The sequence below is a fragment of the Nevskia sp. genome (genome assembly GCF_021732705.1).
GTDB lineage: Bacteria > Pseudomonadota > Gammaproteobacteria > Nevskiales > Nevskiaceae > Nevskia.
Map to the genome: position 1 here is coordinate 18992 of NZ_JAKFUM010000027.1, position 15372 is coordinate 34363.

The 15372-nt window shown below is 64.9% G+C and carries 16 protein-coding genes; 12 read left to right on the forward strand and 4 right to left on the reverse strand.

Annotation, left to right across the window (positions count from 1 at the left end):
- The first annotated feature begins 65 nt into the window (after positions 1–65).
- From pheA to QZ951_RS20275, 9 genes are all read left to right on the forward strand, one after another.
- Positions 66–1163 carry a prephenate dehydratase gene (gene pheA, locus QZ951_RS20235; protein WP_293003947.1) on the forward strand — a complete coding sequence of 366 codons (1098 nt, stop codon included), beginning with the start codon at positions 66–68 and terminating at the stop codon, positions 1161–1163.
- 114 nt (positions 1164–1277) lie between these two features.
- Positions 1278–2417 carry a histidinol-phosphate transaminase gene (gene hisC, locus QZ951_RS20240; RefSeq protein WP_293003949.1) on the forward strand — a complete coding sequence of 380 codons (1140 nt, stop codon included), beginning with the start codon at positions 1278–1280 and terminating at the stop codon, positions 2415–2417.
- A complete protein-coding gene (locus QZ951_RS20245; RefSeq protein ID WP_293003951.1) occupies positions 2414–3298 on the forward strand; it encodes a prephenate dehydrogenase/arogenate dehydrogenase family protein in 885 nt (294 codons plus the stop codon). The genes hisC and QZ951_RS20245 overlap by 4 nt, the downstream gene beginning before the upstream one ends.
- 41 nt (positions 3299–3339) lie before the next feature.
- Positions 3340–4680 carry a 3-phosphoshikimate 1-carboxyvinyltransferase gene (gene aroA, locus QZ951_RS20250; protein ID WP_293003953.1) on the forward strand — a complete coding sequence of 447 codons (1341 nt, stop codon included), beginning with the start codon at positions 3340–3342 and terminating at the stop codon, positions 4678–4680.
- Positions 4677–5366, forward strand: a complete 690-nt coding sequence (cmk, locus tag QZ951_RS20255) for a (d)CMP kinase (RefSeq protein ID WP_293003955.1) — start codon at positions 4677–4679, stop codon at positions 5364–5366. Before aroA ends, cmk begins: the two co-directional genes overlap by 4 nt.
- A gap of 107 nt (positions 5367–5473) precedes the next feature.
- Positions 5474–7171 (forward strand): 30S ribosomal protein S1, encoded by a 1698-nt coding sequence (gene rpsA, locus QZ951_RS20260; RefSeq protein WP_293003957.1) that lies wholly within the window; start codon positions 5474–5476, stop codon positions 7169–7171.
- 149 nt (positions 7172–7320) lie between these two features.
- Positions 7321–7629 carry an integration host factor subunit beta gene (locus QZ951_RS20265; RefSeq protein WP_293003977.1) on the forward strand — a complete coding sequence of 103 codons (309 nt, stop codon included), beginning with the start codon at positions 7321–7323 and terminating at the stop codon, positions 7627–7629.
- A 103-nt stretch (positions 7630–7732) separates the two neighbouring features.
- Positions 7733–8029: a lipopolysaccharide assembly LapA domain-containing protein gene (locus QZ951_RS20270; RefSeq protein WP_293003959.1), complete on the forward strand. Its 297-nt coding sequence runs from the start codon at positions 7733–7735 to the stop codon at positions 8027–8029.
- A 37-nt stretch (positions 8030–8066) separates the two neighbouring features.
- On the forward strand, positions 8067–9164 hold the full coding sequence (locus QZ951_RS20275; RefSeq protein WP_293003961.1) for a hypothetical protein: 1098 nt from the start codon (positions 8067–8069) through the stop codon (positions 9162–9164).
- A gap of 55 nt (positions 9165–9219) precedes the next feature.
- Here QZ951_RS20275 and QZ951_RS20280 read toward each other — a convergent pair whose 3' ends face one another.
- Positions 9220–10683: a M48 family metalloprotease gene (locus QZ951_RS20280; protein ID WP_293003963.1), complete on the reverse strand. Its 1464-nt coding sequence runs from the start codon at positions 10681–10683 to the stop codon at positions 9220–9222.
- A 261-nt stretch (positions 10684–10944) separates the two neighbouring features.
- Here QZ951_RS20280 and QZ951_RS20285 point away from each other — a divergent pair, with 261 nt between their 5' ends.
- Both QZ951_RS20285 and purF read left to right on the forward strand, forming a co-directional pair.
- The gene (locus QZ951_RS20285) at positions 10945–11466 is read left to right on the forward strand and encodes a CvpA family protein (protein ID WP_293003965.1); all 522 of its coding nucleotides are present in this window, start codon (positions 10945–10947) and stop codon (positions 11464–11466) included.
- Between the two features lie 5 nt (positions 11467–11471).
- Positions 11472–12989: an amidophosphoribosyltransferase gene (gene purF, locus QZ951_RS20290; RefSeq protein WP_293003967.1), complete on the forward strand. Its 1518-nt coding sequence runs from the start codon at positions 11472–11474 to the stop codon at positions 12987–12989.
- A 350-nt stretch (positions 12990–13339) separates the two neighbouring features.
- Here purF and QZ951_RS20295 read toward each other — a convergent pair whose 3' ends face one another.
- Positions 13340–13633 carry a hypothetical protein gene (locus QZ951_RS20295; protein ID WP_293003969.1) on the reverse strand — a complete coding sequence of 98 codons (294 nt, stop codon included), beginning with the start codon at positions 13631–13633 and terminating at the stop codon, positions 13340–13342.
- 521 nt (positions 13634–14154) lie between these two features.
- Between QZ951_RS20295 and QZ951_RS20300 the strand changes: the two genes are divergently transcribed.
- The gene (locus QZ951_RS20300; RefSeq protein WP_293003971.1) at positions 14155–14382 is read left to right on the forward strand and encodes a YlcI/YnfO family protein; all 228 of its coding nucleotides are present in this window, start codon (positions 14155–14157) and stop codon (positions 14380–14382) included.
- A gap of 5 nt (positions 14383–14387) precedes the next feature.
- Here the strand turns inward: QZ951_RS20300 and QZ951_RS20305 are convergent, their stop codons facing one another.
- Together QZ951_RS20305 and QZ951_RS20310 are read right to left on the reverse strand one after the other, a co-directional pair.
- On the reverse strand, positions 14388–14825 hold the full coding sequence (locus tag QZ951_RS20305) for a hypothetical protein (protein WP_293003973.1): 438 nt from the start codon (positions 14823–14825) through the stop codon (positions 14388–14390).
- On the reverse strand, positions 14822–14965 hold the full coding sequence (locus QZ951_RS20310; protein ID WP_293003975.1) for a hypothetical protein: 144 nt from the start codon (positions 14963–14965) through the stop codon (positions 14822–14824). The genes QZ951_RS20305 and QZ951_RS20310 overlap by 4 nt, the downstream gene beginning before the upstream one ends.
- Between the last annotated feature and the right edge of the window lie 407 nt (positions 14966–15372).

Sequence of the window (15372 nt, forward strand, 5' to 3'; positions counted from 1 at the left end):
CGCCTGCATCAGGTCCGCGGATTCACGACGGTGCGCGGCACGCGCGTGATCGGAGGTTGCACTCGATGAAGCTGAATACCCTGCCGGAAGCCCGCGCCGCGATCGATGCCATCGACGCCGAGCTGCAGGCGCTGATCGCGCGTCGCGCCCGCGTGGCCGAACAGGTGCGCGAGATCAAGGTCGCGAGCGGCGCCACCGGCGATCACTATCGCCCGGCGCGCGAGGCCGAGGTGCTGAAGAAGGCGATGGAGCGCAACCGCGAACTCGGCGGCCCGCTGCCGGACGAGGTCATGGCCAAGCTGATGCGCGAAATCATGTCGGCCTGTCTGGCGCTCGAATCGCCGCTGTCGGTGGCCTATCTCGGACCGGAAGGCACCTATACGCAGGCCGCGGTCTACAAGCAGTTCGGCGCCCAGGTCGCGGCCCGCGCGGTGGCGGCGATCGACGACATCTTCCGCGATGTCGAAGCCGGCGCCGCCGCCTATGGTGTCGTGCCGATCGAGAACTCCACCGAAGGCGTGGTCAATTCCACGCTCGACCTGCTGGCGACGACACCGCTGAGCATCTGCGGCGAAGTCTGGCTGCCGGTGCATCACCAGCTGCTGTCGCCGCATGACACGCTGGCCGACGTCAAGGTGGTCTACGCGCATCCGCAGTCGCTCGCGCAGTGCCGTCGCTGGCTCGATGCCCGGCTGCCGGGCGTGCCGCGCGAACCGGTCTCGAGCAATGGTGCTGCCGCCAAGCTGGTGTCCGAAGCCGGCCACGGCGCCGCGATTGCCAGCGTTGCCGCCGGCGAGCGCTACCAGCTGCACGGGCTGGCGGCGAACATCGAGGACGATCCGAACAACACGACGCGCTTCCTCGTGATCGGCCGCCAGCAGCCCGAAGTGACCGGTGCCGACCGCACGTCGCTGGTCTGCTCCGCACCGAGCGGCGGCGAGGCCGGCGCGCTGTTCCGTCTGCTGGAGCCGTTCGCCAAGGCCGGCATCAACCTGTCGAAGATCGAATCGCGACCGAGCCGCCGCGGCATCTGGGACTACAACTTTTTCCTCGATGTCGAAGGCCATCGCGCCGAACCGCTGGTCGCCAACGCGCTGGAGGAAGTGCAGAAGCGCGCCGCGTTCTTCCGCGTGCTGGGCTCGTACCCGCGGGCCGTGGTCTGAGCGCCGCGCGCTGCCGCCGCGGGCGCCAGCGCGCGCCAGCGCGAAACGCGAGAAAATCCGGGCACGCCGCGCCCGAACTGCCGGATCCGAATTCCTGATTGTCCGATGAGTCACATGACCACGACCGAACAACCGTTTCTGAAGAATGCCCTCGCCGGCGTCCTGGCGTTGGAGCCGTACTCGCCCGGCATGCCGATCGACGAACTGCAGCGCCGCCTCGGCTTGAGCGACGTGATCAAGCTGGCGTCGAACGAGAATCCGCTGGGGCCGAGTGCCAAGGTCAAGGCCGCACTCGCCGAGCACGCGGCCAGCGGCAATGTCTCGCTGTATCCGGACGGCGGCGGCTTCCGTCTCAAGAAGAAGATCAGCGAATTCCACGACATCGACTCTTCGCGGATCACGCTCGGCAACGGTTCGAACGACCTGCTGGAATTCATTGCCCGCGTCTTCCTCGGCCCGGGCCGCAAGGCGCTGTTCTCGGAGTACTGCTTCGCGGTCTATCCGCTGGCGACCCTGGCGCAGAACGCCGAGGCGATCGTGGCCAAGGCACTGCCGGCCGATCATCCGACGATGCCGTTCGGTCATGATCTCGAGGCACTCGCGGCTGCGCTCACGCCGGACGTCAGCGTGGTGATGATCGCAAACCCGAACAATCCCACCGGAACGTGGGTCGAGCCGGGGCCGCTCGAAGCGTTCATCGCCCAAGTGCCGGCATCGACCCTGGTGGTGCTCGACGAGGCGTACATCGAGTACTTCGACCCGTCGTTGAAGCCGGACAGCCGCGCCTGGCTCGACCGCTACCCGAATCTCGTCATCACCCGCACGTTCTCGAAGACTTATGGCTTGGCCGGTCTGCGTGCCGGCTATGCGCTGTCGCACCCGAGCGTGGCCGACCTGCTGAACCGCGTCCGTCAGCCGTTCAACCTGAACATGCTGGCGCTGCAGGCGGCCGAAGTGGCGCTCGGGGATCAGGAGCACGTCGCGAAAGCCGTCGAACTGAACCGCACCGAGATGGCGCGGATCAAGGCGGAATTCGCGGCACTGGGCTTGAGCGTGCTGCCGTCGCAGGCCAACTTCCTGACCTTCAACCTCGGTCGCGACGCCGCGCCGATCCACAAGGGCCTGCTCGAACGCGGCGTGATCGTCCGCCCGATGGCCTCGTACGGCATGCCGACCTGGCTGCGCGTCAGCATCGGCACCGCGGCCGAGAACACGCGCTTCCTGACCGCGCTGAAGGCAGCGCTCGCGGCGTGAACGCCTCGGCGCCCGCGATTCGCCTCGCCGTCGTCGGGCTTGGCCTGATCGGCGGCTCGCTGGCGCGGGCGCTGCGCGACGCCGGTGTCGTGTCCGAAATCGCCGGCTACGACCGCGATCCGGAGCAGATTCGGCTGGCGCTGGAACTCGGGGTGATCGATCGCGCCGGGACTGATGCCGCCGATGCCGTGCACGGCGCCGACGTGGCGGTGATTGCCGTCCCGGTGCTGGCGACGGCGGCGGCGATTGCCGAGTGCAAGGCCGGGCTCGGGCCGGACACGATCCTGACCGATGTCGGCAGTACCAAGCAGTCCGTGCTCGATGCCGTGCTGTCGGTGTTCGGCGACATCCCGCCGCGGTTCGTCGCGGCTCACCCAATCGCCGGCACCGAAAAGAGCGGTGTCGCGCACGCGAAGGCCGATCTGTTTCGCAAGCATCGTCTGATCCTGACGCCGCATCCGGCACAGGATGCCGAGGCGCTGGCGACGGTCGAGGCGCTGTGGGCGGCCACCGGTGCCCGCGTGGTCAAGATGGACGCGACCCGGCATGACGCGATCTTCGCCGCGACCTCGCACTTGCCGCATCTGCTGGCCTACAGCTTCGTCGACATGCTCGACCAGCTTGAAGGCGCGGATGCCGACATCTTTCCGAACGCTGGCGGCGGCTTTCGCGATTTCACCCGGATCGCGTCGTCGAGCCCGCGCATGTGGCATGACATCCTGCGGGCGAACGCGCAGCCGGTGGCCGAACTGCTGCGCCGGCAGATCGATGAACTGAGCCGGCTGCTGGCGATGATCGAGACCGATCGCTGGGACGAGATGCGCGCCGTGTTCGAGCGCGCCCGGGCGGCGCGCGAGCGGCACCTGACTCGAATCGAATGAATTGCGTGCCATAACGACCATCGAATGACCATTGAACGAACATGAGCTCTGAAGGACCCGGTTTGACCTTTGTCGTGCAGCCCGGCGGACAGTTGTCGGGGACCTTGCGCGTGCCGGGTGACAAGTCGATCTCGCATCGTGCGGTCATGCTCGGTTCGCTGGCCGAAGGCGTGTCCGAAGTCACCGGCTTCCTGACGGGCGAGGACTGCCTGTGCACGATGAAGGCGTTCCAGGCGATGGGGGTCCGCATCGAGCAGCTCGGGCCGACGCACCTGCGCGTTCACGGCGTCGGCCTGCATGGCCTGAAGGCGCCGACCGGTCCGCTGGATCTCGGCAACTCGGGCACCTCGATGCGCCTGATGTCGGGGCTGATGGCGGCGCAGGGTTTCGAGACGACGCTCATCGGTGATTCGTCGCTGTCGAAGCGGCCGATGCGCCGAATCGTCGACCCGCTGCGGACCATGGGCGCCGTGATCGCGACGACCGAGAAAGGCACGTCACCGCTGACGTTTTCGCCGGCCGCCGGCCTGAACGCGATTTCGTACGACTCGCCGGTTGCGAGCGCGCAGGTCAAGAGCGGCATCCTGCTCGCCGGCCTTTATGCGACTGGCAGGACCATCGTCACGGAACCGGAACCATCCCGCGATCACACCGAGCGGATGCTGCGCGGCTTCGGAGTCGAGGTCGACGCCAAGCCGGGTTACGCGGCGGTGCAGGGCGGCCAGTCGCTGAAGGCCACGAACATCGAAGTGCCGGCCGATATCTCGTCGGCGACGTTTCCGATGGTCGCCGCCGCGATCGTGCCGGGGTCGGACATCACGCTAACGGCCGTCGGCATCAATCCGACCCGCACCGGCATCATCGACATCCTGCGCAGCATGGGTGCCACGATCACGCTGACCCACGAGCGCCTGCTCGGCGGCGAGCCGGTGGCCGACCTGCGCGTGCAGGGTGCGCAGCTGCAAGGCATTGAAATCGGTGGGGACGTGGTGGCGTCGGCGATCGACGAATTCCCGGCCGTGTTCGTCGCTGCGGCCTGCGCGACCGGCGTCACCGTGGTCACCGGTGCCGAGGAACTGCGCGTCAAGGAATCGGACCGCATCGCCGCGATGTGCGATGGCCTGACCGCGCTCGGGGTATCGGCCATTGCGCGCCCCGACGGCGCCGTCATCACCGGGCGGGGCACCGCCGCACCGATCGGTTCCGGTACGGTCGATTCGAAAGGCGACCACCGCATCGCGATGAGCTTCGCCGTGGCCGCGCTGCGGGCGTCTGGCGCGATCACGATTCTCGACTGCGCCAACGTCAACACATCGTTCCCCGGCTTTGTCGGCCTGATGGCCGGAGCTGGCCTCAAGATCGCGGAGCAACAGGCCTCGTGACTCGACCCGTCATCCCGGTGATCGCGGTCGACGGCCCCAGCGGCGTCGGCAAGGGGATGGCGACGCGCTGGCTGGCATCGCGCACCGGCTGGCATCGGCTCGACAGCGGCGCGCTGTATCGGATCCTCGCGCTCGCAGCAACCCACGCGGCTGTGCCGCTCGATCAGGCCGATGCAGTGGCCGCGCTCGCCGGCGGGCTCGACATCCGTTTCGTCGGCGAAACCGAGGCCGACGAGGCAATCCTGGTCGATGGTCAGGACTGGACGCACGAGATCCGGGCCGAGGAAACCGGCAATCTGGCGTCGAAGATCGCGACGGCATCGGTGGTTCGTGACGCGCTGATGCAGCGCCAGCGGGACTTCCGGACCGCACCGGGCCTGATCGCCGATGGCCGCGACATGGGCACGATCGTCTTCCCGGACGCCGTGCTGAAGGTGTTTCTCGATGCCAGCGCCGAGGCGCGGGCCGAGCGGCGCTACCGTCAGTTGAGCAAAAAAGGCGCAAGTGTTAAATTGACAGACCTCTTTGCGGAGGTTCGTGCTCGCGACGAGCGCGATCGCAAGCGTGCCGTGGCACCGCTTGCGGCCGCGCCAGACGCCGTGATCATCGACACCACGCAGATGGGTGTGCCGGAAGTGCTGACCGAAATCGAAGCGTTGCTGAAATCCCGGCAACTCGTCGACTGAAGCGGCATTCAAGCCGAAGCGGACGGCCAGGATGGCGGTCCTCAAATCTCAGACCAGGTTGCCAGGGTGGCGATTTGGAAGCGTTACCAACTTAAAGAGCTTGCTGAATGATCGATAGTTTTGCTGAACTCAGTTTTGCCGAGATGTTCGAACAGAGCCTCTCGGGCGGCCAGTCGATGCAGCCTGGCACCATCGTTTCGGCGCTGGTCCTCGAAGTGAAGGCTGATGTCGTGATCGTCGACGCCGGACTCAAGTCCGAAGGCGTCATCCCGATCGCCGAATTCATGGTCGACGGCGCACCGGCAACGGTGATGGTCGGCGACCGCATCGAAGTGGCGCTGGAAACCGTCGAAGACGGCTTCGGCGAAACCCGCTTCAGCAAGGAAAAGGCCGAGCGCATCCGGACCTGGGACCGCCTCACGAAGGCGTTCGAGGGCAAGGAAACCGTCATCGGCATCATCACCGGCAAGGTCAAGGGCGGTTTCACCGTCGATATCGGCAACGTCCGCGCGTTCCTGCCGGGCTCGCTGGTCGACGTCCGTCCGGTCCGCGACACCGCGTACCTCGAAGGCAAGCCGCTCGAGTTCAAGGTGATCAAGCTCGATCGCCTGCGCAACAACGTCGTCGTCTCGCGTCGTGAAGTGCTCGAAGCCGAATACTCGGCCGAGCGCGACATGCTGCTCGAGAAGCTCCAGGAAGGCGCGATCCTGCGCGGCGTGGTCAAGAACCTCGTCGAGTACGGCGCGTTCGTCGACCTCGGCGGCATCGACGGCCTGCTGCACATCACCGACATGACCTGGAAGCGCATCAAGGATCCGGCGGAAGTCGTGACCGTGGGCGTGGAAATCGAAGTCAAGGTCCTGAAGTACGACCGCGAGCGTCGCCGCGTGTCGCTCGGCCTGAAGCAGCTGGGCGCTGATCCGTGGGTCGACATCGAACGTCGCTACCCGGAAAAGACCCGCCTGTTCGGCAAGATCACCAACATCACCGATTACGGCGCGTTCGTCGAAATCGAGCCGGGCGTTGAAGGCCTGGTCCACGTGTCCGAAATGGACTGGACCAACAAGAACGTCAACCCGGGCAAGCTGGTGCACCTGGGCGACGAAGTCGAAGTCATGATTCTCGACATCGACGAAGAGCGCCGCCGCATCAGCCTCGGCATGAAGCAGTGCGTGCCGAATCCGTGGGAAGAGTTCTCGCAGAACTTCCAGAAGGGCGACAAGGTCAAGGGCCAGATCAAGTCGATCACCGACTTCGGCATCTTCATCGGTCTGGATGGCGGCATCGACGGTCTCGTCCACCTGTCCGATCTGGATTGGAACGAGCCGGGTGAGACCGCCGTCCGTCGCTACTCGAAGGGTCAGGAACTGGAAGCCACCGTGCTCGCCATCGACGGTGCGCGCGAGCGCATCAGCCTCGGCATCAAGCAGCTGGGTCAGGATCCGCTGACGATGTTCCTCGCCGACAACCAGAAGGGCCAGCTCGTCAAGGGCACGGTCAAGGAAGTCGATGCGAAGGGCGCCGTCATCACCCTCGCAGGCGGTGTCGAGGGCTACATCAAGGCGGGCGATCTGTCGCGCGAGCGCGTGGAAGATGCCACCAAGGTGCTGTCGGTCGGCCAGACGCTGGAGTCGCGCTTCATCGGTGTGGATCGCAAGAACCGCATCGTGACGCTGTCGGTCCGGGCGAAGGAAATCCAGGAAGAGGAAGAAGCCGTGGCCGAGTACAGCCGCAACGCTTCGACCGGCAAGACCAGCCTGGGCGACCTGCTGAAGGAACAGATCGGCGGCGGCGACGGCAACTAAGCCAGCGCTTTTCGTGGATCAAAGGAGCCGCGCGCAAGCGCGGCTCTTTTTTTGTGCCATTTTTCACCCGATCGCGGCGCTCCGGGTTGCGCCAGTGCTTTTTTTTCACTATCGTCCGGTTTCCCAAAGGTTTGATCGCGAACGCATTTATGACCAAATCCGAGTTGATCGAGGCGCTCGCGCTGAAGCAGACGCATTTGATGCAAAAGGACGTCGAACTCGCCGTCAAGCTGGTGCTGGACCAGATCAGCAATGCGCTGGCCAAGGAAGAGCGGGTCGAAATCCGCGGTTTTGGCAGTTTCGCGCTGCACAGCCGTCCGTCCCGCGTCGGTCGCAACCCGAAGACGGGCGAAGCGGTCCGCATTCCGTCCAAGCATGTCCCGCACTTCAAGCCGGGCAAGGAAATGCGCGAGCGCGTCAATGCGAGCATCGCGACAACGCCGATCAAGAGCGATTGAGCGCTTCTGAACCGTCATTCTCGGCGCGACGTCCGATACAGGCCGTCATCCCGTTTCTTGCAGCGCGTAAGCTGCACGCGTCCACCACACGCCGAACATCGCCATGCTCCGTCTGCTGACCGTGCTGCTGCTGGTTCTCGTGTTCACCGTCGGCGCCAGCCTCGGTTACTTCAACGCCGAGCGCGTCACGTTCCATTACTTGTTCGGAAGCGTCGAAGTCCGGGTCGCGGTGCTGATCGCGGTGAGCTTCGTCGTAGCTGCGCTGGTGACCCTGGCGCTGTGCGGCATCCGGATGCTGCGTCTGCATCGGGAGATCCGTCGACTTCGCAAGCAGTTGCGCGACAGCGAGACCGAACTCAAGAACCTGCGCAACCTGCCGCTGGCGGCTTCCGGCCGCTGATCGCCGGACCGTCGATGTCCACCGGAAGGCGATCCCGATGCTGACCACGCTGCTGTCGTGGGCGCTGTTGCCGCTCGGCATCGTGCTGGGTCTGGCGCTGGCGCGGCGCGGGCAGGGCGGTAGCGACGAGCAACGCACCACGACGATGCAGGGTCCGCTCGAGTCGCGCAGTGCCGGCACGGGCGACTCCGAAACGATCGAACTGCAACTGACGCTCGGCAGTCTGTTCCGCAAGCGCGGCGAGCTGGATCGCGCAATCCAGCTGCACGAGGCGGTGCTGGCAAGGCCGGCGCTGAGCACGGCGGACTCGGCGTCGGCCCGGCTTGAACTTGCACAGGATTTCCTGCGCGGCGGGGTGATGGACCGCGCGGAGTCGCTGCTGCAGACGCTGGTCAGCCATGGCGAACACTTGGAAGCCGCGCTCGAACTGCTGCTGGATCTGCACGAACAGGGCCGCGACTGGCGTGCCGCGATCGACACTGCAACCCGCCTGCAGGCAGTGCGCGGCCGCTCGCAGGCGGCCCGCATTGCCCACCATCATTGTGAGCTGGCGGAGAACGCGCGCCACGACGGCGATCTCGACAAGGCCCGGCATCAGGCTCTGAAGGCGCTCGACATCGACCACGGCTGCGCGCGCGCCAGCCTGTTGCTGGCATCGCTCGCCGAAGCCGAGCGGGACTGGCGCACGGCGGCAAAAGCCTATGTTCGCGCGATCGAGCAGGATCGACGCTATCTGCCGGAAGTGCTGACTCCCCTGAAGCGCTGCCATGCCGAGGCCGGTGACCAGGCCGGCTATCTCGAATTTCTCGACGACGCCGTCGCCGATCATCCGGACTCCACGGCCGTCGCACTGGCGCGAGCCGACGTCATGAGCGAGCAGGGTGGGGACGTCGCCGACTTTCTTGCAACGCGGCTGGCGAGCATCCCGAACTGGCGCGCGCTGCTGCGCTGGATCGAAGTCGATTCCGCCGGTTCGACTGCTGCACAGCCGATTCTGGCCGCGTTCCGGCAAAAGCTGCAGCAGCAGCCCCGCTATGCCTGCAGCAGCTGCGGGCTGAAGCCGAGCGTGCTGTTCTGGCAGTGTCCGAGCTGCAAGCAGTGGGCCACGATCGCCCCAGCGCGGGACGATCTCTGAACCCGGCGCCGCGTCGCGGCGGCTGAGCGGCGACGGCCGGCGATGCGGTGGTCGATCAACCCGGCTCGCGCTGCAGGCGGCGGAGCTGATCGCGCGGAATCTGGTCGAGAATTTCCTGACGCTTGGCGCTCAACCGCGAGCGATCCTGCGTGCTGATGCTGGCCACGCGCAAACCGGCGTTCAACTGCTGCAGGGAGCCTCGGATGTCGCCGCGCTCGTTCAGGTAGATCGCCTGCTGGTACTGCGCCTCGGCGATGTTGCCGCTGGCACGGGCAGCACTGGCCAGCAGGCGATACGTATCGATCCGCGTGCCGAGCGCCTGCTCGTGCGACAGCAGCACCTTGCGCGCCTGATCGGGCTCGCCGGCATTGATCAGGGCTTCGGCGTACTCGATGATCGCGGGCGGATACCGCGGCACCGAAGCCAGCGTGCGCTCATACAGCGCGAGACCGTCGCCGACCTTGCCCTGGCCGATCAGGATTCTGGCTTGCAGCAGCGGCACGCTGATCGTCTTGTTCGCCAGCTTCTGCAGCGGCTCCAGCGCCGCTTCGGCCTCGACGAACTGGCCCGAACCGGCCAGCGCCATCGCCAGACCGTACTGGTTTTCGGCCGTGACCTTGCCGGCGTTCAGCTCGCCGGCAAAGAATCCGGCGACCTGGCTCAGCGAATCGGCGAGCAGCACGCGGATACGCGCCCGCATGATCTCGAAATCGGGCGAACTCTTGACCTCGCGCTTCTGGTACTGGGCGGCGCGCGACTGCGCCTCGGCAATGCGCGTGGTGTTGACCGGGTGGGTCAGCAGGATCTCGGGCAACTGATTGCCGTACAGCCGCGTCTGCTGCTCGAGCTTGGCGAAGAAGCTGGCCATGCCATTCGGGTCGAAGCCGGCGGCGGCGAGGGTGCGGATGCCGATCCGATCGGCCTCGAATTCATTGCCGCGGGTGTAGCTGACCTGCCGGTTGTAATTGATGCCCTGACCCAGCGACAGCGCGCCGATCACGACATTCGGGTTGGCCGAGCCGGCAATGATCGCGGCGATGACGGCCAGCCAGGTCGCGATCGTGGCGACCTGATCATCGTTCTGGCCGCGTGCGGCATGGCGCTGCGTGACGTGAGCCTGTTCGTGCGCCATGACGCCGGCGACTTCGCTTTCGGTCTGCGCGGCCAGCAACAGGCCGGCATTCATGCCGATGTAGGCGCCGGGCAGGGCGAACGCGTTGATCCGCGGGTCGGCAATCAGGAAAAACTTGAAATCCGGTGGCTTCTCGGTACCGAAGCCGGCCAGTCGCCAGCCCAGCGAGTAGAGATACTCCGAGACTTCGACGTCCTCGAGCACGTAGTTGTAGTAGTACAGCTCGCCGGCAACCTGCTTGCCGATCTGCTCCTCTTCCGCCGGCGACAGCGCCAGATCGGCAGGATTGCCGATCTGCGGCAGGTCGATGACCGGCTGCTCGGCCTTGCCAACCGCGCTGACGACGGTCAGCGCTGCGACTGCCAGGGAGATCAGGGTTCTGCGCATGGGGTGACCGGGTTGAGCCTGCGACTGAGTTTACGCTTAGAGATGTCGACCGGGACTAAGTTTCATCGACCTTCTTCGCGCCGGTGAACCGGCTTCCCGCGCGCAGGATTCGCGGCCTCGACACCGAACCCGGCACCGACTCCGGCGGTGCATCCGGCAGCGAGGCACCACGGCCAATTCGACCAGAACGCCCGCCTGCAACAAGCCTGCAATGATAAACTGCGCCGCGCTCACGACAGGCCCTTGCAGCATGAGTCCCGCATGATCTGGGTGGATTACGTCTTCGTCGGAATCGTTGTGATCTCTCTGCTGATCGGCATCTGGCGCGGGCTCGTCCGCGAAGCCCTGAGTCTTGCGGCCTGGATCGCTGCGATCGGCCTCAGCTTCCGCTACGGCGCAAGCCTTGCCGACCGCCTCGTCCCTTACATCGAATCGCCGGTCGCGCGCAGCGTTGTCGCGCACGTCGGCATCTTCTTCGTGGTGCTGCTGCTCGGCGCGCTCATCATCTGGTTGCTGTCGCGCGTCGTCTCGGACGCCGGACTGTCCGGCGTCGACCGCATGCTCGGCGGCGGTTTCGGCTTCGTGCGCGGCACCTTGATCGTGGTCTTGCTGGTGTTGCTGGTCGACAGCACGCAACTCCGGCGGGAACCGGCCTTGCAGCACTCGCTGCTGATGCCGCATCTGCGCCCGCTGGCGGCGGGCCTCGACAGCCTGCTTCCGAAACACTGGCTGGCTTCCAGCTCGACGTCGAAAGCCTCATCCCCTGATTCGGAATCGGAGTAGCAGCCATGTGCGGCATTGTCGGAATCGTTGCGAAAAACCCGGTCAACCAGGAAATCTACGACGGCCTGACGATGCTGCAGCATCGCGGCCAGGACGCCGCCGGCATCATCAGCAGTGAAGGCGACCGGCTGTACCTGCACAAGGACAACGGCCTCGTGCGGGACGTCTTCAACAAGGACGAATACATGATCCGCCTGCGCGGAAACATGGGCATCGGCCACGTCCGTTATCCGACGGCGGGCTGCGCCACGTCCGCCGAAGCGCAGCCGTTCTACACCAACACGCCGTTCGGTATCGCGCTCTCGCACAACGGCAACCTGACCAATGCCGAAACGCTGAAGCAGGAGCTGTTTGCCGAAGATCGCCGGCATCTGAACACGGATTCCGACTCCGAAGTGCTGCTGAACGTGTTCGCGCACGAACTGATGATGAGCGGCGCACTTCGGGTGTCGCCGGACGACATCTTCGAAGCGGTGTCGCGTGTCCATGTGCGCGCCAAGGGCGCGTATGCCTGCGTGGCGCTGATCAGCGGCTACGGCGTCGTCGGCTTCCGCGACCCGTATGGCATTCGCCCGGTGGTCTATGGCCGCCGCGAAGGCCCGTACGGCATGGATTACATGATCGCGTCGGAATCGGTCGCGCTCGACGCGGCCGGCTTCGAACTGGTCGCCGACATCCAGCCGGGCGAGGCGGTCTACATCACGCTCGACGGTCAGATCCACGTGCGCCAGTGCGCCATCAATCCGGTCTATTCGCCGTGCATCTTCGAGCACGTGTATCTGGCGCGCCCGGACTCGGTGATGGACAAGATCTACGTCTACAAGGCGCGGCTGCGCATGGGCGTGAAGCTGGCCGAGAAGATTCTGCGCGAGTGGCCGGATCACGACATCGACGTCGTCATTCCGATTCCGGATACCTCGCGCGTCGCGGGCGCGGAACTCGCTTCGCGGCTCGGCGTGAACTACCGCGAAGGCTTCATCAAGAACCGCTACATCGGCCGAACCTTCATCATGCCGGGGCAGGCGCAGCGCAAGAAGAGCGTCCGCCAGAAGCTGAACCCGGTCGACGTCGAATTCCGCGGCAAGAACGTGCTGCTCGTCGACGACTCGATCGTGCGCGGCACCACGAGCCAGGAAATCATCCAGATGGCGCGCGACGCCGGCGCCAAGAAGGTGTATTTCGCCTCGGCCGCGCCGCCGGTGCGCTATCCGAACGTCTATGGCATCGACATGCCAACGGTTTCGGAACTGGTGGCGCACGGCCGCAGCCATGACGAGTTGGAACTGCTGCTCGGTGCCGATCGCCTGATCTTCCAGGACCTCGAAGACCTCATCGAAGCCGTGCGCCACAAGCACTCGCGCATCCAGACGTTCGACTGCTCGGTGTTCACCGGCGACTACGTGACGCAGGATATCGACGCCAAGTACCTGAGCCAGCTTGAATTGTTCCGCTCGGACTCGGCCAAGGAAGCGCGTCGCGTGCGTTCGGACAACGTGGTTCTGGATATTCAGAACGCGCGCTGACACTTCAGCGGCGTCTGTTGACTGACGCCGCTGCCGCTGTTGCCGCGGTCATCGCCAACGTGCCGATGCTGCGCCGCTGGCTCGATATGGTGACGTCCACGCAAGCGAGGGCACGTGCTCGCAGCTGAAGTGTTGAGTCGCTGGTCCGGGTCGCGATACATCTGCCGCAAGCCAATTGGGCTATAAGATTTTGGGCGCAATAAATAGATAATTCAGTCTTAGGCGGCTTCATGGGTTCATCCTCCCCAAATTGGGTACTGAAGTACAGACTTCGTATCAGCCCAACGGCGATAGGCGACATCGCTGCCGGGCCACGTTCCTGAAGAAAAGTCCAACCAAAACTCCCGTTCCTAGCTGACTTTGGTTGCATCTGCGAGGGCGAGGGCGACGCAAGACAGGATCGGATCGCCGAGGAAGTAGGCGAGTCGCGCGGCTTGAGCCGGTCCCATTGGTCGCCGGCCTTTTCGGTAATCGCTGATGCGCTGCGGCGTGGTGTGCAGCAGCTGCGCGGTTTTCCCATCTGAGCCGGTCTTGGCCTTTGCCCGATCCAGCGCCTGGGCGTTGACGCGGGCGCTCTGCATCCGGCGCTGCGCATCGACCTTCGCCTTGAGCTGCGCGGCGGTTCGCTTCGGGCGGCGCGTCATGGCTCACCGCCGAGGCTCTGTACGGCTCCTGGTGCGCGTGCCGGGGTGTGGGGGCCATGCCCCCACGGCAGCGAAGCGGAGACCGGCGCCTGCGGCACCGTGGGCGGCGGCAGCGGCAGGGTAGGCGTCGCGGGACCGCTGCGGACGCTGCGCTGCCGGTATTCCGTGCCCCGGAAAACCGATTTTCCCTGGCGGTTGGATTCGGTCATGGGTTCAGGGGCACGGCAGGCGGCAGCGGCTGGCGGAGCGGCCGCGCCGCCCACCGCCGGTTCGGGTGCCTGTAACAACCCGAACTTTGTTGCATGTATGCAACCGGTAACCAGCGCCGAAAGCTGCCTGTGCGGGTTCCAGTAACAACCCGCACTTTGTCCGATATACCGGACAACGGACACCTGAACTTTCAACGGTTTCCGCTCCGTCGAAGTCATTGCCGCATCAGCGTTTCCGGCCGCTGGCACTCGGTCAAAACCTTGGTACCATGAACCTCGATTTGGTGGTACCACGAAAACCGGGGATTTCTGATGGCCATCAACCTGCGTTTGCCCGATAGGCTGCATGCCGATATCGCGACGGCTGCTGCTGCAGAAGGCGTCTCGATCAACACCTTTATCGTCAAGGCGATGCGCTCGCATCTGCGTCGCCAGCTTGGCTTTGGTTATGAGCCAACTCCGGATCGCGCTCGATTGAATCGCGAGCTGATTGACGCTGCGCGCCGGATCGTCAAAGCTTCCGAGGCTGCAGGCAGCTAGCCCGGTCACCACTGGAACTTCTCCGTCTCGAACACGCCGGTAGCGGTCACTTCGTCGCGCCACTGCGGGCGTGCGCTGCCACTGCCACGGAACATGCCGTAGCTGACGGCACATCCGTTTCTGACCTGGTCGAGCAGGCAGGCCACGTCTTTCGGCAACGCCTGGTCGACGTGCCAGCGCTGGACGGTCCTGACCGTCACGCCGGTAACGGTGGCGATCACCGCGGTATTGCCGCTGTGCCGGTCGCACCACCAGCGATACAGCGCACGGTTGTCGGGCTGGCCAGGCTCCAGCCGGTGGATCTCTGGCTGGAACACGACCGGCTTCGGCGGCCGCGTTCCCGGCGTCGGGATCCCGAACATGATCCGGCGATACGCCATCCGCTGAGCGATCAAGCGATCGCGCTTCAGCAGCTTCGCCACATCGGGCGCAGGCCCGGTCATTGGAACCGGCCCTCGATCAGCTCGCCGTGCAGCATGCCCAGGGTGTAAGCCTCGGACTGGTAGGCCTCGAGCAAACTTGAAAACTCTGCAGAGCTGGTCAGTGCACCGTGCGAAAACGCCGTCAAAGCCTTCTGCTGCAAGGTTTTCAGCTTCGCCTCGTGGTCATCGGCCAGTTTACGCAGCTCGGCATAGGTCCAGCGCGAAGGCCTTATGTCATCAGCGTTTGCGGGCGGTGCCTGTCCGGAAGTAGGTGCACAATAAATATTATGTTAAGTAAAAGGGCCATCAATAGCCGCTGATCCAGCACTCGCTGACTTCGCGCTTCAATTGCTTGATCCGCTCCGTCTTGCTTGTTGTCGATCAACATCGAAACCGGCATCAGGGGCGGCCTTGCGGTGTCACTGCCGCGGCGTCTCAGCCGGGGTTATCTGGTTGAAGAAGGAAAAAGCGGCGGTTTGCGATTCTTTATAAATCAATGACTTACAAGCATTATTTTCAGATAACCTATAATAATCAATAGGTTATGGTAGCCCCCTAAGTTTGCGGG

What these genes read in the sequence shown, in the direction of transcription:
- pheA (WP_293003947.1), top strand. Translation starts at nt 66, where the DNA reads ATGAAGCTGAATACCCTGCCGGAAGCCCGCGCCGCGATCGATGCCATC.
- hisC (WP_293003949.1), top strand. Translation starts at nt 1,278, where the DNA reads ATGACCACGACCGAACAACCGTTTCTGAAGAATGCCCTCGCCGGCGTC.
- aroA (WP_293003953.1), top strand. Translation starts at nt 3,340, where the DNA reads ATGAGCTCTGAAGGACCCGGTTTGACCTTTGTCGTGCAGCCCGGCGGA.
- rpsA (WP_293003957.1), top strand. Translation starts at nt 5,474, where the DNA reads ATGATCGATAGTTTTGCTGAACTCAGTTTTGCCGAGATGTTCGAACAG.
- QZ951_RS20265 (WP_293003977.1), top strand. Translation starts at nt 7,321, where the DNA reads ATGACCAAATCCGAGTTGATCGAGGCGCTCGCGCTGAAGCAGACGCAT.
- QZ951_RS20270 (WP_293003959.1), top strand. Translation starts at nt 7,733, where the DNA reads ATGCTCCGTCTGCTGACCGTGCTGCTGCTGGTTCTCGTGTTCACCGTC.
- QZ951_RS20275 (WP_293003961.1), top strand. Translation starts at nt 8,067, where the DNA reads ATGCTGACCACGCTGCTGTCGTGGGCGCTGTTGCCGCTCGGCATCGTG.
- QZ951_RS20280 (WP_293003963.1), bottom strand. Translation starts at nt 10,683, where the DNA reads ATGCGCAGAACCCTGATCTCCCTGGCAGTCGCAGCGCTGACCGTCGTC.
- QZ951_RS20285 (WP_293003965.1), top strand. Translation starts at nt 10,945, where the DNA reads ATGATCTGGGTGGATTACGTCTTCGTCGGAATCGTTGTGATCTCTCTG.
- purF (WP_293003967.1), top strand. Translation starts at nt 11,472, where the DNA reads ATGTGCGGCATTGTCGGAATCGTTGCGAAAAACCCGGTCAACCAGGAA.
- QZ951_RS20295 (WP_293003969.1), bottom strand. Translation starts at nt 13,633, where the DNA reads ATGACGCGCCGCCCGAAGCGAACCGCCGCGCAGCTCAAGGCGAAGGTC.
- QZ951_RS20300 (WP_293003971.1), top strand. Translation starts at nt 14,155, where the DNA reads ATGGCCATCAACCTGCGTTTGCCCGATAGGCTGCATGCCGATATCGCG.
- QZ951_RS20305 (WP_293003973.1), bottom strand. Translation starts at nt 14,825, where the DNA reads ATGACCGGGCCTGCGCCCGATGTGGCGAAGCTGCTGAAGCGCGATCGC.